The 20,383-nt window shown below is 34.7% G+C and carries 23 protein-coding genes and 1 pseudogene; 12 read left to right on the top strand and 12 right to left on the bottom strand.

Translation table 11 applies throughout. The features are described 5' to 3' along the window. A pseudogene (locus ABX784_RS01240) lies at positions 1 to 678 on the top strand (urocanate hydratase); the annotation flags it as partial. A 52-nt stretch (positions 679 to 730) separates the two neighbouring features. On the opposite strand, the gene ABX784_RS01235 reads toward ABX784_RS01240, so the two are convergent. Further along, a complete protein-coding gene (locus tag ABX784_RS01235; RefSeq protein ID WP_372651626.1) occupies positions 731 to 1,036 on the bottom strand; it encodes a hypothetical protein in 306 nt (101 codons plus the stop codon). 243 nt (positions 1,037 to 1,279) lie between these two features. Between ABX784_RS01235 and ABX784_RS01230 the strand changes: the two genes are divergently transcribed. The 3 genes from ABX784_RS01230 to ABX784_RS01220 are packed head-to-tail and all read left to right on the top strand — an operon-like array spanning position 1,280 to position 2,976. Next, complete coding sequence (locus ABX784_RS01230; RefSeq protein ID WP_372651624.1) at positions 1,280 to 1,585, top strand: hypothetical protein; 306 nt, start codon at positions 1,280 to 1,282, stop codon at positions 1,583 to 1,585. Positions 1,586 to 1,595: 10 nt separating this feature from the next. Continuing rightward, positions 1,596 to 2,252, top strand: coding sequence for a FecR domain-containing protein (locus ABX784_RS01225; RefSeq protein ID WP_372651622.1), 657 nt, complete (start codon positions 1,596 to 1,598; stop codon positions 2,250 to 2,252). Next, positions 2,245 to 2,976 carry a hypothetical protein gene (locus ABX784_RS01220; protein ID WP_372651620.1) on the top strand — a complete coding sequence of 244 codons (732 nt, stop codon included), beginning with the start codon at positions 2,245 to 2,247 and terminating at the stop codon, positions 2,974 to 2,976. Before ABX784_RS01225 ends, ABX784_RS01220 begins: the two co-directional genes overlap by 8 nt. On the opposite strand, the gene ABX784_RS01215 is transcribed toward ABX784_RS01220, so the two are convergent. After that, on the bottom strand, positions 2,973 to 3,452 hold the full coding sequence (locus tag ABX784_RS01215; protein ID WP_372651617.1) for a GreA/GreB family elongation factor: 480 nt from the start codon (positions 3,450 to 3,452) through the stop codon (positions 2,973 to 2,975). The two genes, ABX784_RS01220 and ABX784_RS01215, sit on opposite strands and share 4 nt — an antisense overlap. 11 nt (positions 3,453 to 3,463) lie before the next feature. Continuing rightward, positions 3,464 to 3,670, bottom strand: a complete 207-nt coding sequence (locus ABX784_RS01210; protein WP_372651615.1) for a hypothetical protein — start codon at positions 3,668 to 3,670, stop codon at positions 3,464 to 3,466. A 238-nt stretch (positions 3,671 to 3,908) separates the two neighbouring features. On the opposite strand from ABX784_RS01210, the gene ABX784_RS01205 reads away from it, so the two are divergent. Together ABX784_RS01205 and ABX784_RS01200 are read left to right on the top strand one after the other, a co-directional pair. Further along, positions 3,909 to 4,220: a hypothetical protein gene (locus tag ABX784_RS01205; RefSeq protein ID WP_372651613.1), complete on the top strand. Its 312-nt coding sequence runs from the start codon at positions 3,909 to 3,911 to the stop codon at positions 4,218 to 4,220. Continuing rightward, complete coding sequence (locus ABX784_RS01200) at positions 4,221 to 4,607, top strand: YkgJ family cysteine cluster protein (RefSeq protein ID WP_372651611.1); 387 nt, start codon at positions 4,221 to 4,223, stop codon at positions 4,605 to 4,607. Here ABX784_RS01200 and ABX784_RS01195 read toward each other — a convergent pair. The 3 genes from ABX784_RS01195 to ABX784_RS01185 are packed head-to-tail and all read right to left on the bottom strand — an operon-like array spanning position 4,604 to position 7,964. Beyond that, on the bottom strand, positions 4,604 to 6,325 hold the full coding sequence (locus ABX784_RS01195) for a DEAD/DEAH box helicase (protein ID WP_372651609.1): 1,722 nt from the start codon (positions 6,323 to 6,325) through the stop codon (positions 4,604 to 4,606). The genes ABX784_RS01200 and ABX784_RS01195 overlap by 4 nt on opposite strands. 39 nt (positions 6,326 to 6,364) lie before the next feature. Then, positions 6,365 to 6,652 carry a peptidylprolyl isomerase gene (locus ABX784_RS01190; protein ID WP_372651607.1) on the bottom strand — a complete coding sequence of 96 codons (288 nt, stop codon included), beginning with the start codon at positions 6,650 to 6,652 and terminating at the stop codon, positions 6,365 to 6,367. Then, complete coding sequence (locus ABX784_RS01185; protein WP_372651605.1) at positions 6,645 to 7,964, bottom strand: sensor histidine kinase; 1,320 nt, start codon at positions 7,962 to 7,964, stop codon at positions 6,645 to 6,647. The genes ABX784_RS01190 and ABX784_RS01185 overlap by 8 nt, the downstream gene beginning before the upstream one ends. A gap of 330 nt (positions 7,965 to 8,294) precedes the next feature. Here ABX784_RS01185 and ABX784_RS01180 point away from each other — a divergent pair, with 330 nt between their 5' ends. Further along, positions 8,295 to 10,274 carry a DEAD/DEAH box helicase gene (locus ABX784_RS01180; RefSeq protein WP_372651603.1) on the top strand — a complete coding sequence of 660 codons (1,980 nt, stop codon included), beginning with the start codon at positions 8,295 to 8,297 and terminating at the stop codon, positions 10,272 to 10,274. A 48-nt stretch (positions 10,275 to 10,322) separates the two neighbouring features. Here the strand turns inward: ABX784_RS01180 and ABX784_RS01175 are convergent, their stop codons facing one another. Beyond that, positions 10,323 to 10,664: a translation initiation factor gene (locus ABX784_RS01175; protein WP_372651601.1), complete on the bottom strand. Its 342-nt coding sequence runs from the start codon at positions 10,662 to 10,664 to the stop codon at positions 10,323 to 10,325. A gap of 96 nt (positions 10,665 to 10,760) precedes the next feature. Here ABX784_RS01175 and ABX784_RS01170 point away from each other — a divergent pair, with 96 nt between their 5' ends. Together ABX784_RS01170 and ABX784_RS01165 are read left to right on the top strand one after the other, a co-directional pair. Continuing rightward, positions 10,761 to 11,273, top strand: coding sequence for an FxsA family protein (locus tag ABX784_RS01170; protein WP_372651599.1), 513 nt, complete (start codon positions 10,761 to 10,763; stop codon positions 11,271 to 11,273). Between the two features lie 208 nt (positions 11,274 to 11,481). Beyond that, the gene (locus ABX784_RS01165) at positions 11,482 to 12,321 is read left to right on the top strand and encodes a hypothetical protein (RefSeq protein WP_372651597.1); all 840 of its coding nucleotides are present in this window, start codon (positions 11,482 to 11,484) and stop codon (positions 12,319 to 12,321) included. A gap of 46 nt (positions 12,322 to 12,367) precedes the next feature. Here the strand turns inward: ABX784_RS01165 and ABX784_RS01160 are convergent, their stop codons facing one another. After that, positions 12,368 to 13,216: a proline iminopeptidase-family hydrolase gene (locus ABX784_RS01160; RefSeq protein ID WP_372651595.1), complete on the bottom strand. Its 849-nt coding sequence runs from the start codon at positions 13,214 to 13,216 to the stop codon at positions 12,368 to 12,370. 91 nt (positions 13,217 to 13,307) lie between these two features. On the opposite strand from ABX784_RS01160, the gene ilvA reads away from it, so the two are divergent. Beyond that, complete coding sequence (gene ilvA / locus ABX784_RS01155) at positions 13,308 to 14,516, top strand: threonine ammonia-lyase (RefSeq protein ID WP_372651593.1); 1,209 nt, start codon at positions 13,308 to 13,310, stop codon at positions 14,514 to 14,516. A 139-nt stretch (positions 14,517 to 14,655) separates the two neighbouring features. Then, complete coding sequence (locus ABX784_RS01150) at positions 14,656 to 16,176, top strand: phospholipase D family protein (protein ID WP_372651591.1); 1,521 nt, start codon at positions 14,656 to 14,658, stop codon at positions 16,174 to 16,176. Here ABX784_RS01150 and ABX784_RS01145 read toward each other — a convergent pair. Beyond that, the gene (locus ABX784_RS01145; RefSeq protein ID WP_372651589.1) at positions 16,173 to 17,159 is read right to left on the bottom strand and encodes a YihY/virulence factor BrkB family protein; all 987 of its coding nucleotides are present in this window, start codon (positions 17,157 to 17,159) and stop codon (positions 16,173 to 16,175) included. The genes ABX784_RS01150 and ABX784_RS01145 overlap by 4 nt on opposite strands. A 164-nt stretch (positions 17,160 to 17,323) precedes the next feature. Between ABX784_RS01145 and ABX784_RS01140 the strand changes: the two genes are divergently transcribed. Continuing rightward, complete coding sequence (locus ABX784_RS01140; protein ID WP_372651587.1) at positions 17,324 to 18,097, top strand: exodeoxyribonuclease III; 774 nt, start codon at positions 17,324 to 17,326, stop codon at positions 18,095 to 18,097. 52 nt (positions 18,098 to 18,149) lie between these two features. Here ABX784_RS01140 and ABX784_RS01135 read toward each other — a convergent pair whose 3' ends face one another. From ABX784_RS01135 to ABX784_RS01125, 3 genes are all read right to left on the bottom strand, one after another. Continuing rightward, the gene (locus ABX784_RS01135) at positions 18,150 to 18,827 is read right to left on the bottom strand and encodes a hypothetical protein (protein ID WP_372651585.1); all 678 of its coding nucleotides are present in this window, start codon (positions 18,825 to 18,827) and stop codon (positions 18,150 to 18,152) included. A gap of 26 nt (positions 18,828 to 18,853) precedes the next feature. Then, positions 18,854 to 19,549, bottom strand: coding sequence for a hypothetical protein (locus ABX784_RS01130; protein ID WP_372651583.1), 696 nt, complete (start codon positions 19,547 to 19,549; stop codon positions 18,854 to 18,856). A 111-nt stretch (positions 19,550 to 19,660) separates the two neighbouring features. Next, on the bottom strand, positions 19,661 to 20,353 hold the full coding sequence (locus ABX784_RS01125) for a hypothetical protein (protein ID WP_372651581.1): 693 nt from the start codon (positions 20,351 to 20,353) through the stop codon (positions 19,661 to 19,663). Between the last annotated feature and the right edge of the window lie 30 nt (positions 20,354 to 20,383).

The following is a 20,383-nucleotide window of genomic DNA, read 5'->3' as shown; positions in this document are numbered from 1 at the left end:
TATGGATTTGGTCCTTTTAGATGGGTGTGTACAAGTTCAAATCAAGATGACTTAGATAAAACAGATCAAATTGCCTGTGATGTACTAAAAAATCTGATGAAAGAATCTCCTAAAGAAATTCAACAACAGATGCAAGACAACATAACGTGGATAGAAGGTGCAAGAGAAAATAATCTTGTCGTTGGTTCAAAGGCCAGAATTCTCTATGCAGATAGTGATGGAAGAATTGACATTGCCCTTGCATTTAATAAAGCAATAAAAGATGGAATAATTAAAGCTCCAATTGTACTTGGTAGAGACCATCACGATGTCTCAGGAACAGACTCTCCATATAGAGAAACATCAAATATCTATGATGGTTCAAGCTTCACAGCAGACATGGCCGTACAAAACTTTGTTGGCGATTCATTTAGAGGGGCCACTTGGGTATCTCTCCACAACGGCGGTGGCGTTGGCTGGGGTGAAGTTGTAAACGGTGGCTTCGGAATGGTTATTGATGGATCAGAAGAATGCGACAAGCGAATTAGATCAATGCTTTTTTGGGATGTGAATAACGGAATTAACAGAAGAAGTTGGGCCAGAAATGAAGGAGCAACTTTTGCGATAAAAAGGGCCATGGAAAGAGAGCCACTTTTAAATGTTACAATTCCAAATCTAGTAGACGAAAACTTACTTTAAATAAAGATCTCGCTAAGAAAAGTCCATTATTCTTAGCGAGACTCTTACACTCTTAACTCAACATACGTTCAACAGCTACTAAGTGTTCTTTATTTTGGGGGACAATAAAATCAAAATCCTCTAGGGCAATCTGGTGGGTGGTATCTTGCCCATGATCAATAACAGTAATGGCATATTCGAAATTAGCACAAGTTAGAACTTCTATCGAACCATAGTAAAAGCTTAAACCTCCTAGGTCAGTAACCCAAGGTGTTCCATAAGTAATCGCTTCAAAAATCTTCCTGATACTTATTCCGGCCTCACGTGCTTTGGTTAAGCAGTTCTCAGTCAAAATAATGTCTTCGATTAAATCACTCATATTCAACACCTCTCGTTGCTTATCTTCTCTAAACACATAATGACTCATATCGGAGTAAGACTGAGTAAAAATACACACTTTTTACTCAAAATGAGTATTTCTGAGTAGTTATGAGTATTTTTAGGTATTTTTGACATACTACAAATTCTAAAAAACTGCCCACTTCTAGAGTCGTGCATATAAATTTCAGTATGTTATAATCAGAGCTGAGTAAAATAATTAAAATCATACTCAGGAGATCCAATGTCTGAAATGAAAAGAGTTAATGTCCATATTCCAAATGAGTACTATGAAAGTATTATGGAAAGAGGATTAAAACTAAGCGGTGTAATTCGTGAGGCACTCGAAGACCAGTTAAATCCAAACACAATTACTCTCTCTGTTTCTAAGAAAACTCATAAACTCTATATGGAACTCTTTAGCGCGACAGATTGTAACGATAAAGACTTTGAGCCTTACTTAAAAGAGGCGTTACAAAACTTTGTGACAGATATAATAGAAAAGAGGAGCGACAAGCTTCAAAGTATAAAAGAAGAGCTTGAAAAATAAGGATCTTAAAATGCTTAAACTAATCTTAGCTTTTACACTAACACTATCTCTAAGCGCTAAAGAAGTTGGTGAAATAATTTTTGTTAAAGGTGTTGTAAAAATAAAGCAAGGAGATAAACAACTCCAGGCTACAAAGGGTCAGCGCTTTATAAATAAGAGTATAATTGAAACAGGATCAAACGCCTTGGCCGTTCTCTCATTAGTTGATGGATCAAAAGTTAAGTTAAATAAAAGTTCAAAAATAGTAGTTTCAGTTTCAAAGAATAGTCCTACTAGAGTAGGTATATTTAAAGGGAGTTCTTTTTTTAATGTTTTAAAAAAGAAAATGCTTTCTAAAGATAAATTCATTGTAAAAACAAAGAATGCTTCTTTTGGAGTAAGAGGAACTGAGTTCTTTATTAGTTACGGAAAAGGTGGAGCTGAAGATACTTGGATGTGCGTGAATGAAGGCCTAGTAAGAGTCTCGCCTAAAGATAGTAAAGAAAGTGTTGATGTAAAGGCCGGAGAAGGCGTTCAAGTAAAAGATAAGAAAAGTGTATCCACACCAAAACCACTAGCATGGACAAGTAAACTAAATTGGAATTTAGACTCAAGTAAAGGACAGCTAGAAAATAAAGTAAATATTGAAGATGCTTATACAGATTTATTGGATCAAGACTATGATTAAGATACTTGCTCTTTTTTCATTAATCAATGGAAGTATACTCGCCTCCAACTCACCACAAGATGAATCAACAACAGGGCTAGGTCTATCGCTTAGGAATTTTCATAAATTCACTCCAAAGATAAAGTCACTCCTTGAAATAAATATAGAAAAAGAAAATGAATTGACGACAAGAAAAGATTTCAAACTAGGCGCAAGATATAGACTACATCAAAATATAAAAGCATCTGCATACTTTAAAAGATCTTATGGCCTAAGACATGAAAACGACTGGATCAAAGTTGATCATACGTGGCTATGGTTCAACTCCTCCGACAGAGGAGAAAATACCTTTGGTACCGACTTAAGTTATCGAACAATTTTTAAAGATAATATAATAGAGCTTAGAGCAAAGCTTGAGAGAAACTTATTCAATGACAACACAGTCATCACACTTCGCCCCGGCATAACTCACCTATTCCTAAAAAATGGATCTCCATTCATTAATTTATACTTACAATATGAAGCCTATTTTCCAATGAACTTTCATGAAAAGATGATTTATAAACATGGTATCTACTCAGGAATTCTCTATCATTGGAGTAATATGATAAAGCCTGGCTTATTTATCAAATATACAAAATCATCTTGGAATAACTCAAATGAAGCACAGAGTAGAAATGTGCCAAACTATGAAGTAGCAGAGACATCAACTATTTTTGGATTAAGTATTAACTTCTACTACTAATTATATGAGATCACTTCGTATTCTCTAGTTTTACCAGCAGTTTCAACTTCAAAAATATCTCCATCAGTGAGATCAAGAACTTCATTTCCTATGGGTGAGAATACAGAGATAACAAGGGCCACATCCCCATCAAGATTGACCATATACCCACCAGCAGCAGGAGCAATAAAATACTTTCGAGTTGTCTCGTTATGCTTAATCTCTACTAAAGAACCTATTCCAACACTAGGCTTCTTATCCAAAGCACCAGTAGCAAGCTCCTCTATCGCATTTACATCCATCTCCAGCTCATCAACACGAACTTTCTGAGCGCCAGCAAGGTAGCCAGCTTCAATACTCCTAGTATCCCACTTACTTTCAGACTTAAAGTCTGGATCTTGAGTTGTACTCTTGGCAGTCTTATAGGCCGCCTTGGCCTTATCAAGCTCAGTATTTAACTGTTCTAATAAATTTGCGACTAATGCTTTCTTATCCATTTCTACTACCTTTAAATTTTACCGAATAATACAGTTAAAATAATGATCATCACTCCACTAGATAAAAGCATAGCATCTCTAGCATTGATCATATCTTCTACTCTATTTACAACTTCCATCTTGGAGGGAACTCTTCCAATCTCAGAAGTTAAAGCATCCCTAACGCCTGGAGTTATTTTCTTTTTATATGGGCCTTCTTTATAGAAAATTATCTTCAAAGCGACGATGAAAGTAATAAACAGCCAATATAAATTCTTCCATTCATATGGTGAATAGAGATAAACCAGTAATAATGGGACCGTTGTTAAACAAATTAAAATGAAAAACAACTTATATTGTAATTTAAAATAAAGGAGTATTTTATTCATGGTTCTCGTATCTCTTCTTCAGTTCTTTGACCTCTATAGATGGATATACTATATTACGCGAAAATCCATCTAACTTCTAGGAGTAACTATGAAAATGCTTGCATCTCTATTCATCCTTGTCTCACTTAACGCTCAAGCTAGCTGCTTTGACGCTGCAGCAGACTACCTAATTGAGTACGGAAACAGAAGTGACAGAAGACTCGATATGAGTAGTCCTAGAGTATTAACTGCCGGAGCAGCTCTAACGACTGAACGTGGTGAGTTCTTAAACGCTTACCCAATTGAAACTGTACTTTATTACAATACAGGAAGTTACCACTCAGGTTGGTTTTCTGAAGTAGTAGTATTAGATCCTTCAAACTGTAAGGTTCTTAATGCATATACACTTGCTGACGAATAAGTGAGATTTGTCGATATAAATTCACCTTCAACTTGGACAAATTTTCGAGAAGATCTTTGCAGTCAGTGCACAGCTAAGTGCTGTCAAATGTCTTGTGATGTGACTCTCGAAGACTTGGTTAGACTTGAACTTGTGGACTCATTTGAAGCCGAAGTAGAAAAACCAAAAAATATTGCTAAGAGATTGAAGAAAGAAGGCTATATCGAACACTTCAATATTAGAAATACAATCTTTACTCTGCAAAGAATGGCAAACAGAGATTGTATTTTCTTAGATTCAAAGACTAGAAAATGTACTGTTTATGATAAGCGACCTTCGAGTTGTAAGACATACCCAGAACAATACAGTCAGAGAAAAAACTTTTGTCCTTACGAGAGAAAGCGTTAAAAAACTTTCTCTCGAATTTTCCAAAAATGCTTTACCTTTCTTGCAATTACAAACTTTGGCATTCTAAATAATGGTGAAATCATAACAACTTGTTCAGGAGAAATAATTTCAAATTTCTGTCCTGAATTTTTAAGGTGAGGCCTAACAAAGTTATGAAAGAATGCCCCTCTTTGATCTTCCCTGGCCAGATAAAAGTATTCATTCAATGACTCTCCATCATAGTCGTAATACTTAACAGTAAGTCTCTCTCTTCCTTTTTTATCTTGATCCACTTCAAAGTTCATACTATCGCATCTTAAGACATGAGCATCTTTAAGCTGCATGGCCTCTCTGAGTTTAGCGTCCGGATCAATTAAAACCTCTCGACAACCGCTGCACTCTCTTGCAGAGATATCATTTTCTAGTCCACAGCTTTCACATATTTTAAATCTAAAGAGAAAGCCACAAGGGGAAAGTTCAAATGTTTCAGGATCTTCATAAGCTCCCTGACACTTTCTACCAAAGTGTTCCAGCACGTGCCCCTCTTCAGTAGTTTTTCCCCAAAAGGTGTTTTGATGTCCACAATCAGGACAAGGTATTAATACAGCTTCACTATCAGATTCACTCTTCTCATTACCGACTTCTGGAGAGAATAAGTCATGTCCTTGCCCAGTATAATCTAATATTAAACAATCTTCTTTCCCTTCAAATAAACGTAATCCTCTTCCTATAATTTGTTGGTATAGACTTATTGATTCTGTTGGCCTTAAAAGAGCGATTAGATCTACGTGTGGGGCATCAAAGCCAGTTGTGAGCACAGAGACATTTACTAGAAACTTAATTTTTTCTTTTTTAAAGTCTGATATTATTTGATCTCTTTCAAAGTCAACAGTTTCGCCTGTTACAATTTCTGAAATATCTCTTGGAAGATGACCTAGAATCTCTCTAGCGTGGCGGACAGAAGAAGTGAAAATCATAACTCCTCTTCTCTCATTTGCCTGTTCAATAATATGTCCAATAATTCCTGGAGTTACTCTTTTTTGATCACTTAGTAGATCTTCAATTGCGCCAATTGAAAATACTCCTCCTCTACTGGCGACAAGACTAGAGAAATCATAGCAAGCAACAGGAGAATCTATCACAATTGGAGGTGTTAAATACTTATTCTTAATCATAAAGCTAAGTGGTAGTTCAAAAATACACTTTTTGAAAAACCTATCTTCATCAGCCTTTATAGAGCCTTTGTAGTGAAAGTTATAAATCCAACCTAGACCCAACCGATAGGGAGTTGCTGTTAATCCTAAGATACAAATTTCGGGATTATTTTCTTTGAGTAAATTAATAACATGGTGGTATTGAGTCTCTCCTTCTAGAGAGACACGATGACATTCGTCAATAACGAGTAATGAAAAGTCTTTAAAGAAGCTCTTATCAGCTCTAGCGACAGACTGAATTGACCCAAAGATAACTTTTTCAGAACTATCTTTCCTATTGAGTCCCGCAGAGAATATCCCTGCTTTCAAATCATAGCTTTCAAACTTATCATGATTTTGTTCAACTAGTTCTTTAACATGAGCAAGGCAGAGTACTCTCCCCTTTGCAATCCTTGCGAGTTCAGCAATGACAAGACTTTTCCCAGCACCTGTTGGAAGTACAATAACAGCAGGGTCTTTTCTTTTCTTAAAATGATCAACTGTCGCATTAACAGCTTCTTCCTGGTAGGGCCTTAACTTATACATTTAGCCATTCTACTAATAAACGTCGTAATTTGAAAAGGATTAGAGTGGAAGCCTCTGAATTATATGAAAACCATATTCAGATTGAATTGGTTCACTTATTTGATTAATTTCTAAATGATAGATTGCTCTTTCAACTTCTGGTGTAACTTGTCCTGAGACAAATAGTCCTAAGTCGCCACCCTTTGCTGAGGTATTACACTCAGATAAATCTTTGGCAAGCTCAGCGAAGTCTTCCCCCGTAGCAAGTTTCTCTAATACATACTCTGCATCATCGATGTCTTCTAATAAAATATGTCTCGCTCTATATCTAGCAAGTGATTTATGCAAAATAATCTCCGTTTGTAATAGGAAGAATGAGAGTAAAAATAGTTCCCCCCTCTTCACAAGATACAATATCTATTTCACCTTTATGCCTTTCTATAACATTTTTTACAAGCTTCAAACCTAGCCCGGTCCCTCTTTCCCCTTCAGAACCAACCAAAGAAGAACTATTGATCCCCCTCTTTATGTTCTCTACAAGCTCATCGCTCATCCCAGGGCCTTCGTCATGAAATTCTATGCGGTAGCTATTCTCTTCAACTTTTCCTTTAACAATAATTTTTGAATTAAAAGGATTGTACTTAATTGCGTTTGAAATAATATTTCTAAAACAAGTTGTAAGCATTCTTGATTCGTGAAAATAAGGAATGGCTTCAATATCTTTAACAATATCTACTTTCTTTTCTTTCGCCTGCTCTTGAACAAAGTCTATTGCATTCTCCACAGTATTTTTAATACAGCAAACTTCTCTAGTATCTTTACCTTCTTTTAAATCAGAAAGTGCCCACTCAACAATGTCACTCAGCATACGATCTAATTTTGAAATTGATTTGATAATTATATTTTGAGAATTGATGGCCTCATCAATATTATCTTCTTCAATACACATTATACTAATTTCTGCTCTTGAGAGAATTATTGCCAGAGGGCTACGTATATCATGTCCAATCGTCGCCATTAACTTGTCTTTAGTTTTGTTTAAAACATCTAACTCTTTCTTAGAGAGGTACTCTGTCCTCTCCCATTTATCATGCTTAGCTTTAAATGTGCATAAGAGAACTTCAATAGCAAAGAGCATAAAAATCATATAGCGATGAACTTGAACTCCGTAAGTCAAAGAAGCATCCTGAAGAAAAGTAAAAGTTAACAAGAGAGCAATGGCACAGATATTAGTAGAGAGAACTCGACCTGGTAAAACCATATAAAATCCAATAACCATCATCATAATACCTGGAAGTAATGTTAAACTACTTCCTTTTGTCCAGTAAGTTAGGAGCACTATAATGGCCGTGGAGAGGTACTTCATAGCATCTAACCAATATTCAATATATCGCGGCCTACTTTCTGCTTTTCTAAATAAGAAATAAAAAACGACAGAGATAGTAGCTAAAAGTACTCTTAAAACCATTAGCTTTTGATAACTACCTATATGAAAAACTCTCTGTAAGTCGCCAAAGAGACCTGCTAGTAAGAAAAAGAAACAACAAAGAAAATAGGTTAAAAAAGTATATTTTTTATTTTCGTTCCATCTACTTTCTAAGAACTCACTTTCAACTTGCTCAGATTGTAGAAAACCCCATAAATTAAAATCATTTCTCATATACTCTCGAATTTAGGAAAAGGTTAATATTTAATGATATCAAACTTTGGAAGTATTTAAGAATTTGGTAGAGATAAGTTTAGTTTCTTAAACAATTCTTAAATAATTATAGCTAACAAGTAATTATTTAGTAAGGTATGCCCCGCAACATTTTTGAAAAATCGTAGAAATTCTTTCAAAAAATCATTTTAAGCGTTACGCAAAGAGACATAAAACAAAAAGAATCAATAACTTAGGTATGTTCTTCTCTCCCTACAGATATGAATTAAATTGGTAAGTTCGTGTTTTTTTTAGTAGAACACTATAGTAATTACAAGGAAAGTCTAATACATGAAAACAACTAGAGAATTTGTTGAATACAATCTTCAACCAGAACTAATCACGGCCCTTAACGCTCACGGCTTTAAACAAGCGAGCGAAATCCAAGACCTTACAATCAAATCAATTTTAGAGAAAAAAGATATCTTTGCTTTAGCAGAGACAGGTAGTGGTAAAACAGGTGCATTCGCAATACCTATTTTAGAGATCTTACTTGAGGAAAAAGCACTAGATAACCCTAGTCAACAGATAGTTATACTAAGTCCTACAAGAGAGCTCGCTCAGCAAACGAATAAGTTCTTCCAGCAGGTTGGTAAGGAATTAGGAGTTAAATCTGCCTGTATTATTGGTGGAGAAAAGATAGAAAAGCAAATTGAGGAACTTAAAGATGGAGTTCACGTACTAGTTGCGACTCCGGGAAGACTTAAAGACTTAACACAACAAAAACAAATCGACCTAGGAAACTGCCTGGCTGTAGTATTCGACGAAGCCGATAGACTTTTTGATATGGGATTTAAAAAAGATATAGAATTTGTTCTTAATGGAATTCCAAAATCAAGACAATTAATTATGGTTTCTGCGACTACAAATATGGACGTTTTAAATACTGCGTTTAAATTTGGTTCTCAACCAGAAGAAATTAAACTAAACGAAGAGTCCATGCTCGTTGACAATATTGATCATAAAATAGCAATGATTGATAAGAATGAAAAAATGCCTTTATTAGTAAGGCAATTACGTACAGTGGAAGATGCTTATGTAATCGTATTCTGTAACACTCAATTTCAAACACACCTTGTTGCAGAATGGTTAATGAAAATGAAATTTAAGGCCAAGCCTATTTCAGGACGTATGCCTCAGAATAAAAGAACAAAGCTAATGGAAGACTTTAGGTCTAAAGAAACTACAATTCTTGTTTGTACAGACGTTGCAGCAAGAGGACTAGATATCAAAGATGTAAATTTAGTTATTAACTTTGACCTTCCTAACGAAGCAGCAAGCTACGTTCATAGAATTGGACGTACAGGTAGAGCTGGAAAGAAGGGATTAGCAATAAGTTTTTGCTCATTTGAAGACTGTGAAAACTTAGACCCAATTTCTGAATTTATTGGAGACAGTATTCCAAAAATGGATCTTACAGATGAAGACTTCGCAACAGACATCTGCAGCAAACCTTACTTAGATGGAAAAACTCTTCAAGTTGTTGAGAAGCCATCAAGAGATAGGGACAAGAAGAAGCCTGCTAGAAACGCAAAAGAAAATACTAAGACGACAAACGCAAAAGAAGTTAAGCCAAGAACAAGTACTGTTCCATTTATCGGAAAAATCTTTAAGAACGATAGAAGGTTCTTTATACACAGTGCTACATCTAAGAAAGAGTCAGTTAAAGCTGCTCTTAAATACTTTGATGTTAGAGATGACCATTTACTAAACACAGAAGTTAAAGAACAGGGAAGAAAGATGTTCTTCTTCTTTGGTCCAAGAAAAGTAACTTACAAACACTCTCTAAAGCCAATCTTTAAGAAAGTTTTAACTCCATTCTTAATTGGAATATTGAGAAAAGCTCAACTTGATCTTTACGTTAAAGCATCATTCAAAGATAACCATCTAAAAGTAACTTTTACTGGGAATGACTTAGGGCTTCTACTTAGAAATAAAGCAGAGCTATTAATTTCATTTGAAACAATCATTAAGCAATTCTTACTAAGAAAAGTTCATATGAAAAATGAAATTAAACTTACTCTAAGGTGCTTCAATGAAGACAACTACAAAGATAGTAAGTCTAAAGTTCAAAATAATGAGAAAGCAATCATCTCTCATGTTGATGAAATGAAAAAGAAAGTTCTAGAGTCAAAGAAGGCACTTCTTTTAAAATCTATGAACCCTGCTGAAAGAAGAATTGTTCACCAATATATTAGTGAAGATCCTAAATTTAAGTCGAATTCAAAAGGTGAAGGAAGATTTAAAAAAGTAGAACTAAGTTTAAATTAATTTTTTAAATTTTATATAAGAAAGGCCACCCGTGAGGTGGCTTTTTTTTTACCCTTTAACTTGGAATCCTTTCTTTTCAAGGTAGCTTCTAAGCTTCTCTCTATGGTCCCCTTGAATTTCAAAAGTCTCGTCTTTATAACTTCCACCAGTGGCACAGTAATTCTTAAGTTCCTTCATAAGCCTCTTAAAATATGGAGGATTATTTGGATACTCATAGAATACTGTTACAGACTTTCCACCTCTCCCCTTTTTTTCTATTCTCATCTTTAGAACTGTTGTCGCAGGGTCAATCTCTGGAAGCTTCTCTTTCTTCTTACCTTTAACTTTATCTAATTGATTCTTGCCTGAACCATCACTTACATAGACTAATTCATAATCATCTTTATTCATTTAGATCCTCAAAATTAGGTTAATTTACAGTAATTTTACAATAGAATGATAGGGTTCTTCACTATTTTTTGCTATAAATTATAGTAAGGAGTAAATATGTTTCCAATTCTAGTTCTCTTATTCACTGTTATTCCAGCGATAGAGATTTACTTACTATTTTCTATAGGTGCACAAATCGGTGGTTTAAACACTCTCGCAGTTGTTATTCTAACTGGTGTGGTTGGAGCAAGCCTTGCCAAGTCCCAAGGCCTGGCGATCCTAGGAAGCATACAGAATGACCTAAATAGAGGGGCACTTCCAACAACTCAACTCATGCATGGACTTCTCGTTTTTGGAGGAGGACTCCTATTGCTAACACCTGGTTTTCTAACTGACATCATAGGTCTATCTATGGTCTTTCCTGGAACTAGACACATTCTCATAATCTTCCTAAAGGACTACTTTGAGAAGGCCATAAAGAGTGGAAATATCAAATTTGCCAGCTTTGGATCTGGTGGTGGCTTTAGCTATTCATCAACAGAATCTCAGCCTGAACACACTTCCTTTCAAGAAAGATCTAACAAAGAAGTAGAACCTGGTGTGTTTGAAGCAGAGTTCAAAGAGAAGTAGGGCCAGCTTGCAACTGGTCTCAAAATGCTTATAACATCCTCTTACATCCACCCCATAGTGACACCAAAACATTAGAAAGTTCTTCCAGAAAACTTGGCATCAACATTGCTTAGATTAAAGTATCGTTAAAAATACTAAGGAATAGTGTGAGTAAACCAGTAATAGAAAACTATTATTGAGACTATTCTGTTGAGGGAGAGAGAAGAAAATGAAGAAGACTTTATGCCTACTAGCAACAACAGTTACGTTAACATCGCCACAAGTTTTAGCTATTACACAAAAATTAAAAGTTGATTTATCAAGCCAACACTCTCAAGGTCAGGAGACTTACCATATAAAGAGGATGGTTAAAGGAAAGTTTGGAAGAAGTATCCTTGATGGATTTAAGTTAGAAAAAGTAGTTATCTCGGCAAAGTCTAAACAAGGTAATGCTGATGCTAACTTAGCGATAGGATTCTCAGAGAGCTATCCTGAAAATATACCAGGAACTCCAGAGCAATTTAAAAGTGATTATGATGGATTTCATACTATATCTTTACATACTTCATCACATCGCCAAGCAGACAACACTCCTTGGAAATTACAAGTTAAAGGAAATGTAAAACTAGATTCACTCAAGGCAGTAACTAAACTTACTCCTTCATATAAGTACTCAAATGTTAGTGCACTATCTTTTAAAATGGTTAAAAGCTTCAAAGTTGATAAAGTCATTGGAGATACTAAAAAAATAAATGTAGGAAAGAACTTTAAAGCAATTCAATTAACAGCTAAAGGAAGTGTAAAAGTTAAAAGCGTAAAAGTTAAATTTACAGATGGCCAAGTAGTATTTCTTGATGAGCTAGAAGGAAAGTTAAAAGGTCCAGCTTCATTTAAATTTAATAAAGAACTTGCGAAAGAAGTTCAATTTATAGAAGTCTCTGCTGTTTCAACAAATCTCTTTGGTAGTAGAGGTCAATTACAGATTTCTACAGCAAATAAGAAGTCAGCACAAACGCAACCAACAAGACCAACACGTCCTACCCGCCCAACTAGGCCTGTTAGAAGATAAGACACCCATAACCTCCAAAAAAGAGAGACCCGTATGGGTCTCTTTTTTATTTTAGAAAGTCTCTCATCACCTTAAGCATATCTTTTGGTTTTTCACTTAAAATGGAATGGGACGCTCCCTTTATCACCTTAAGTTTTGAATCCTTAATTTTTTCAACATATCTACTTGCTGTGACAGGAGTTGCTTCATCATATTGACCACATATAAAGAGAGTTGGAACTTTGATCTTTTTAAGATCTTTTACTCTATTGTACTTACTTAAAGTACCTGTAGCCATAAACTCACTTGGCCCCCACATATACTCATAAACTTTTTCTCCATGAGTATTTGTATTCTTCTTCTTTGCATTTTCTAATAACTTCTGCTTATTTCTAAAAACGTGTCTTGAGTAATACTCAATAATTGCTTCTTTATAGACCTTAGAATCAGTCGCCCCTATTTCATGGCAATAGTTAATTATTTTTCTATATTTAGCAGGTAATTTTTCAATAAGAACATTGGCATCTTCTTGCCAGTCTCTAGCACTAAACATTGGAGACTGAAAGATTAGGCCTTTCACTTTCTTTCCTTTACGTAAGTAATACTCAAGAGCAAGGGTTGTCCCCCAAGATCCACCCATAAGATAGAACTCGTCTAACTTCCAATGTTTAACTAGAATATCTAATTCTTCTACGAAAGTTTCAATCGTACACTGCTTTTCAGTGATAGCAGAACTTCTTCCTCCACCAATCTGATCGTAAAGAAAAACTTGTCTTTCATCTGAAAGCTCAAAAAGTGGAGTCATCTTCTTAGACATTCCACCAGGACCACCGTGAAGACAAACAATTGGAGTTGCCCCCTTCTTTCCTTTCTTTTCATAGTACGTCATACCAAATTTATGCTTTAATTTTGCCATGTATATTATCCTAATGTGTTGTTTTTAAGTAAGTATAACCTATTTGCACTCCTAAAAAAATAGACTAATATAAGCTTTTAGTGAGGAAATTATGATAACGATAAAAGATATTGAAAAAGCTCAAGAGAAGATTGGTCACCAGGTAATTAAAACTCCCTGTACTTACTCTACAACTTTAAGTGAGCACACAAATTGCCAAGTCTTTTTAAAGTTAGAAAATCTTCAACTTACTGGTGCCTATAAAGTAAGAGGCGCCTTAAATCGTTTAGCAAATTTAACAGATGAAGAGAAAGCTAAAGGTGTTATTGCTTCTTCTGCAGGTAACCATGCTCAAGGAGTTGCTCTTGCAGCTAAGAAGCTTGGAATCGATGCTACTATAGTAATGCCTGAAACTACCCCTTTATCAAAGATACAAGGAACCAAGAAATTTGGAGCCAAAGTAATTCTTCATGGAAACTTCTATGATGATGCCTACCAAAAAGCGCAAGAGATACAAAAAGATAAAGGTTACACTTTCATTCACCCATTCAATGATGAAGACATAATTGCAGGACAGGGAACTATTGGACTTGAAATTCATGATGCACTACCGGACCTAGATGTACTTATTGCTCCAATAGGTGGTGGAGGGTTAATCTCAGGAGTTTCAGTTGCTCTCAAAGAGTTAAATCCTAACATAAGGATTATTGGAGTAGAGGCCGAACAAATGACGGCCATGAAATCATCTCTAGAAGCGAAGAAAATTGTAGAAGTGGCAAAGGCGAAAACTATAGCTGATGGAATCGCTGTTACAACAGTGAAAGAGAATACTTTTGAAATTGTTTCGAAATTTGTTGATGAAGTCGTCACAGTGAGTGAACCAGAAATGGCACAATCTATAATGATGCTTCTTGAAGTAGAAAAAATTCTAGTAGAGGGAGCTGGCGCTGCGGCCTTTGCAGCACTATCACATGGAAAGATTTCAAATATTGAAGGTAAGAAAGTTGGAGTTATAATATCGGGTGGTAATATTGATGTGAACTTCCTTTCAAGAGTTATTGAAAGAGGTCTATCTGAAGACGGAAGACTTATCACTCTGAAAATTATGGTTCCTGACACTCCTGGAATTATTTCAGATCTATCTAAAATTGTTTCTGACCACGGTGCAAATATTGTTGATATTCATCATAATAGAACATTTTCCAATGCAAACTTAGGTCAAACAGCTGTCCACTTTGCACTTGAAACAAAAGGTCACAAACATATTGATGAAATCATTTCATCAATTAAAGAGCTCGGACTTATCGTAAACAAAGACTAGAAGCACTCCAACTAACTGATATCATTACACAAAGAGGGTGTAAAAAGATATTACACCTCTTGAAGAAATTTCAAAAGCCCCAATAAATTCTAAGAAATACTATAAACTTTCTTCATAACTCTAATCAGGAAATCTATTTATGAAGACGGCACTACTCGCTCTCTCTTTAGCGATCTTTACTCAAGCGTCCCATGGGGCATATCTTGAGGCACCTTTCTTTAAGGTCCAAGACAATGCACAAGAGTCAGTTAAAAATGAGATGATTATTCTAAATAGTGGAATAGCTGCCTTACAAATGCGACTTGATATGATTAAGCGTGCAAAGAAATCCATTGAGGTTGAGTACTTTATTTATAACCAAGATCAAGCAGGTAGAATTCTTACCCATGCTTTAATAGAAGCTGCAAAAAGAGGCGTAAAAATTAGGATACTTGTTGATAAATCCATGCCTATATTTGCATTAGATAATCATATATCAGAAGCATTAGAGAAGTATAACGTAGACTTAAGATTTTATAATGATGCTAGCCTACTTGAGATTTCAACAACTCAATTTAGATCTCATAGAAAACTATTTGTTGTTGACGATAAAGAGGCCATAACTGGTGGTAGAAATATTGGAGATGACTACTTTGATTTATCAGAGCACTTCAATTTCTTAGATAGAGATATCTACGTAAAAGGAAGTATTGTAAAAACAATGAGAGAATCATTTGATGCATACTTCAAACATAAAATTACGGAAAGGCCTAAAGAGCCTACCCTTCCTTCTAAGAAACTTCTTAAACTCTACAAAAAAGGAAGACGTAGCGCAGTTATTAGAAATTATGAAAGTGAACTTAAATCTTTTAAGAAAGCAAAAGAGAATGCCAATATTTTCTTAACTGAAACACCTAAAGATATCGAGATCAAAAATAAGGTCGAAGAAATTTCTAGACCGATATTAAATAGTAAGAAAACATATGATTGCCCAGAGACTACTTTCGCTTCAGACTTGCCAGGGGCTAGATTCTCTCAAAGAATGAAAGAAAACTATGGAGAGAAGTACCGTGTTCTACGAAGCGTACTTAATACCAAAATTGAAAATATAACAGATGATTTAGTTATTTCATCACCCTACTTTATTAATAACAAGCTCACTCGAAACTTAATGTATGACCTTCTCGATAAGGGAATTGATATAAAGATTTATACTAATAGTTTAGGATCTACTGACGCTGTGTATGTTGCTGCAAATTTCTATACTGATGTATTTAAGTGGCAAGCTGCTGGAGTAACACCATATATTCATAATGGAAAATGGGTTCCTGAGCATAAAACAATCTCAGAAGGTGTTAAGCACGCCAAATGGGGAACACATTCTAAAACTCAGGTTTACGATCAAGATGAAGTCATGATTGGAACTTATAATGTAGACAATAGATCTAACTACTATAATTCTGAGATGGCCCTTTTTTGTAAGGGTAATCAAGAACTTACAAATGAAGTTCTAGACAATATATCTCAAAGATCTAAAGCAGGATTTAAAATCGTTGGGGATCACCAAGCAGTAGATGGTAATGAGCTAGAAGTAGATGTATATGGTAATCCTACGAAGTTGAGTAAACTTATGATGAACTTAATTGCGATTCCATCAATACTACTTAGAGATTTACTTTAAGAGACAGTCTTAAAGAGCTCTTCTTCATCAGGAATAGCAGGAGGTCCATCTGGACCTTCATTAGCTACTTCCTTTGTCTCTACAATAGAGAAAACATTCTCCTTTTCTATATTAGATAGACTTGCCCCGTAAAAAAATGAACATACTAAGTAATATATCCAAACTACGGCCATAACCATACTTGAAAAATTCCCATAATTATGAGCAAGATCTTGCTTTGATGTTTGAACATAAATCCAGTGACCTGATTTTCCTAAAATAAATAGAGCAACAAATGAGCAAGCACCTAAAAGAGCATTAGCTAAAGATATTTTCTTACCTGAGCTAAATTTATAAAAAGCTGTAAAGAATATGACCGACGAAATAATTGGTAATATTTGAAAATTAAAAATTGTGCGAGCAATACTAGGGAGTTCACTACTACCTGAAAAGAAAACTGCTTTGAATAAAACCTCATTAGAGCTTATAAAAAGAAAACCAAAGAAACCTGCCATAAAAGTTCCTATTAGAAAAGATTTCGCATCCTCTACAAGATACCCCCCACTCGCTCTTGAACCAGCAATTGTTCTAATTCCATACATTAACGCAGAGATTAGACCAACTAAAGAGTACCCAAGAAATAATATATTAAAGATATTTGATGACTTCGTTGTATGAAGTTGTTGATCAACAATTGCTGAAATACTTTTTAAGATCCATGGAGCTAAGCTTGGAATATTCTCATTAACTGTATTTAAGACAATACTCTTGGCTCCTGCAACATCGCCTGTTAGAAAACCAATTAAAGAGATAAATAACAGCATCGCTGGACAAAAGCTAAGTAGAGCAAAGAATGTCGTTGCTCCCGCCAAAATTTCACACTTTCTTTTCTTAAAAAGAAAAAGGCCATGTAACATTTTTGCGACGACTTTAGTGGTTAGTCTATAGCTATACGATTCATAATTTCTACTAAACTGAATTATTTGATGTTTGGCTTTTTTCATTACGAGATTATGCACTACTTTACTCTATAGGCATTAGTATCTCTTAAAACTCAATAGATACGGACACTTGGAAACATTCAATTTCTTAGCCAACATTTGAAATATTACTCCAAAAGTAGTCACTTCTTTGATAAATTAGCCCCCTCACATAAAAAGGAAATCATATGAAGATATACTCATGGAACGTAGCAGGAATTAGAGCTTGCGAAAAGAAGGGCCTATACGAATGGTATTTAAATGAACTTGCAGATGTTTATTGCTACCAAGAAACTAAAGCACTTCCAGAGCAGCTCAGCGAGCAGCTAGTCCACCCAAAAGAGCACACTGCTCTCTATGCTCCAGCAGTTAAGAAAGGATACTCTGGCGTATCAACATGGGTTAAAAGTGGGATAAACCATAAGCACACTATAGGACTTGGAATTGAAGAATTCGACTGTGAAGGTAGAACTATAATTACTGAGTTTGATAATATTATTCTCTTTAACTGCTACTTTCCAAATGGTCAAAGAGATCACGCAAGAGTTCCTTATAAGATGAGTTACTGTGAGGCAATTGAAGAGAAAGCTCTTTCTCTCCACAAGAAAACAAAGAAAGAAATAGTTATTACTGGTGATTACAATACTGCTCACCACCCGATAGATTTAGCAAACCCAAAAACAAATAAGAAGTCTACAGGTTTTTTAGAAATTGAAAGAGATTGGATGGATCACTTCCAAGAAGTTGGTTTCGTTGATCTATTCAGACACTTCACTCCAGAAGAGAATGGACATTACACTTGGTGGACTTATAGATCTAATTGTAGAGAAAGAAATATTGGCTGGAGAATCGATTACTTCTGGTCTACGAATAGTCTTCTAAACAAAGTTGAAAACTGTCAACATCACACAGATATTCTAGGTAGTGACCACTGCCCTATCTCATTAGAAATAAATATATAATTAATCAATGAAGCATCTTCGCTCAGAAGGTGCTTTTATATATAATTTAGCCTTACTTATTTGGTACAGAAGTACTTTTAGAAAAAGCCAGTCTAAATTCTTCTTCAAGCTTACCTTTTAAGTGTGACTTCTTCTTACTAATGAAGTGATAAAGATTAGTCGTAAACTCATTAGAGTTAAGAGGAACAAAAAATTTATTTGAATAACTTTTGATAGTAAATTCTGAAGCAATAATTATATCAGCTCTTCTAAGTTTTAGTAACTTTACTCCTGTTCCCAATTTTTTAAAATAAGAAGAAATTTTTAAATTATGCAGCTTTGAATATTCTAAACACCCTAGGCATGCAGAAGAAGTTACGACAAAGGGATTCTTTAAATCCTGAACTCGTTTTAAATCTTCTTTTAAAACAAAGGCCTTAAACTTAAAGTCTTTGTATATTGGAAAGTTAACTTTTATTGCATTGGTGTTTTTCGTTTCGAACTCTTCAATCTTGATACCTAAAGAATCAACTTTTGAATTATTAAAAAGGTACACAGAGCGAGATTCGGGATAGATTTTTATAAGAGGCTCTACACCAACGTTCCTATATATTTCTTTTACTTTATCTATATAGGAGTAAGCAATGTTATTCACTCTTTCACTAAAGACGATTGACACTACTTCTTTAGATAATGAAGTAGATACAAACAAAGTGAGATTTAAAGTTACAATCAGTAGTAATTTATTCATATATATAAACCTGTCTCTTCGCATATTTACTTCTTGTAGCGAAGTTTATTAACATCAAAAACTCCGCGTCTCTTTGATTTTAATATTTCACTAGTAAGCTTTTCTTTCAAGTGAATCTTTTCTTTGCTTATAAAGTGATAAATCTTAGGTGTAAATTTTAAGTTACTTAAAGTAACAAACTTATCAGAATTCACTATCTTCTTCATCAATATAGAAGCAGAAATGATAGTGTCTGCCCTTCCCATTTGTAACATCTTCAAGCCTGACTCTAAGTTTGTCACATAGGCGCTTATTTCAATACCATGTATTCGTGCAAACTCTTTACAGCCAAGACAGTTAATCGTTGCCAGCACAAATGGGCTCTTCAACTTTTTCACAGACTTCTTTCTATCTTTTAAAGTATATTGCATAAATGGTAAGGACTCTAGAATAGGCACATTTATTTTTACTGCAGAGGGGTTCTGTGATTCATAAATTCCGACCTCTTCCCCCAGTGCATCTATTTTACCTAATTCAAACAAGTAGGTAACTCGTTGGTCAGGATAAATAGATACTACCGGCTCGGTTCCAATATTCTTATAAATCTGTACAATTTCATCTATGTAGAAGTGAGCAGTTGCGTGGACTAAGTCTGTAAAAGCAATTCTCACTTTCTCTTTCGAGAAAGAGTTAGTAGGAAAGAGAAAGGCCAAAATAAATAATATAGATATGAATTTACTCATATCTAATAATAATTGTTATTTATTACAAGAACAAATAAATAATTTATATTTTAAAACAAGTAGTCATAGTACTGAAATTATTTAAGGTCTACCTACTCATAGAGAGGAGAATCAATTTTCTTTTACCAGTTTTTTAGGAATAAAAGCTCCGCTAGCTACAGACTTCCTAAACTCTGCTTCAATCTTTGACTTAAGGTGAGCAATCCTCTTATGAATATAGTGATAGTATGTTGTCGTCAAAACTCTATTATCAAAAGCAACAACATCTTCCAGATGATCTTTTCCAATTACTGCATCTGGCAATAAAGCGAGATCGGCCCTATTTCTAAGAAGAACATTAAAACAAGACTTTAGGTCTCTTTGATAATTGGTAATGCTCAATTTATATTTCTCTATATACTCACTACAGCCCAGGCAGCCATGCGAAGTGATAGTGTAAGGACGAGCTAATTTCTTTATTCTTGGAAGTTCCGACTTAAGAGCATAGAGCCTAAAGTGAACATTTTCATAAATAGGGACATTTATTCGAATAAGGTCGGCATGGGTTGCTTTATAATTTGATGTTTTGATTGCAATAGCGTCTACATTAGACTTTTTGAGAAACTGATCTGCTCTGGTATTAGGGATCGTTACAATAGAAGCATTTACACCAACTCTCCTATATATTGCCTTCAACTCACTAATGTAAGTAACTGCAATATCGATCTCTTCCCTACTCGCACCAATATCAATATTAACTTGTGCTTTCAGCGTACAATTAAGACAGAAGTACAATAAAGCAAATACTTTTAATTTAAATTCCATAAAAAACTATAGCATATTTTTAAATATTGT

The organism is Halobacteriovorax sp. (assembly GCF_041587335.1).
In the GTDB taxonomy this organism is placed as follows: Bacteria; Bdellovibrionota; Bacteriovoracia; order Bacteriovoracales; family Bacteriovoracaceae; genus Halobacteriovorax.
This window is presented reverse-complemented; position numbering and strand designations above follow the sequence as displayed.

Coding starts and splice junctions, on each gene's coding strand:
- ABX784_RS01235 (WP_372651626.1), bottom strand. CDS start 1,036: ATGAGTGATTTAATCGAAGACATTATTTTGACTGAGAACTGCTTAACC.
- ABX784_RS01230 (WP_372651624.1), top strand. CDS start 1,280: ATGTCTGAAATGAAAAGAGTTAATGTCCATATTCCAAATGAGTACTAT.
- ABX784_RS01225 (WP_372651622.1), top strand. CDS start 1,596: ATGCTTAAACTAATCTTAGCTTTTACACTAACACTATCTCTAAGCGCT.
- ABX784_RS01220 (WP_372651620.1), top strand. CDS start 2,245: ATGATTAAGATACTTGCTCTTTTTTCATTAATCAATGGAAGTATACTC.
- ABX784_RS01215 (WP_372651617.1), bottom strand. CDS start 3,452: ATGGATAAGAAAGCATTAGTCGCAAATTTATTAGAACAGTTAAATACT.
- ABX784_RS01205 (WP_372651613.1), top strand. CDS start 3,909: ATGAAAATGCTTGCATCTCTATTCATCCTTGTCTCACTTAACGCTCAA.
- ABX784_RS01195 (WP_372651609.1), bottom strand. CDS start 6,325: ATGTATAAGTTAAGGCCCTACCAGGAAGAAGCTGTTAATGCGACAGTT.
- ABX784_RS01185 (WP_372651605.1), bottom strand. CDS start 7,964: ATGAGAAATGATTTTAATTTATGGGGTTTTCTACAATCTGAGCAAGTT.
- ABX784_RS01180 (WP_372651603.1), top strand. CDS start 8,295: ATGAAAACAACTAGAGAATTTGTTGAATACAATCTTCAACCAGAACTA.
- ABX784_RS01175 (WP_372651601.1), bottom strand. CDS start 10,664: ATGAATAAAGATGATTATGAATTAGTCTATGTAAGTGATGGTTCAGGC.
- ABX784_RS01170 (WP_372651599.1), top strand. CDS start 10,761: ATGTTTCCAATTCTAGTTCTCTTATTCACTGTTATTCCAGCGATAGAG.
- ABX784_RS01165 (WP_372651597.1), top strand. CDS start 11,482: ATGAAGAAGACTTTATGCCTACTAGCAACAACAGTTACGTTAACATCG.
- ABX784_RS01160 (WP_372651595.1), bottom strand. CDS start 13,216: ATGGCAAAATTAAAGCATAAATTTGGTATGACGTACTATGAAAAGAAA.
- ilvA (WP_372651593.1), top strand. CDS start 13,308: ATGATAACGATAAAAGATATTGAAAAAGCTCAAGAGAAGATTGGTCAC.
- ABX784_RS01150 (WP_372651591.1), top strand. CDS start 14,656: ATGAAGACGGCACTACTCGCTCTCTCTTTAGCGATCTTTACTCAAGCG.
- ABX784_RS01145 (WP_372651589.1), bottom strand. CDS start 17,159: ATGAAAAAAGCCAAACATCAAATAATTCAGTTTAGTAGAAATTATGAA.
- ABX784_RS01140 (WP_372651587.1), top strand. CDS start 17,324: ATGAAGATATACTCATGGAACGTAGCAGGAATTAGAGCTTGCGAAAAG.
- ABX784_RS01135 (WP_372651585.1), bottom strand. CDS start 18,827: ATGAATAAATTACTACTGATTGTAACTTTAAATCTCACTTTGTTTGTA.
- ABX784_RS01130 (WP_372651583.1), bottom strand. CDS start 19,549: ATGAGTAAATTCATATCTATATTATTTATTTTGGCCTTTCTCTTTCCT.
- ABX784_RS01125 (WP_372651581.1), bottom strand. CDS start 20,353: ATGGAATTTAAATTAAAAGTATTTGCTTTATTGTACTTCTGTCTTAAT.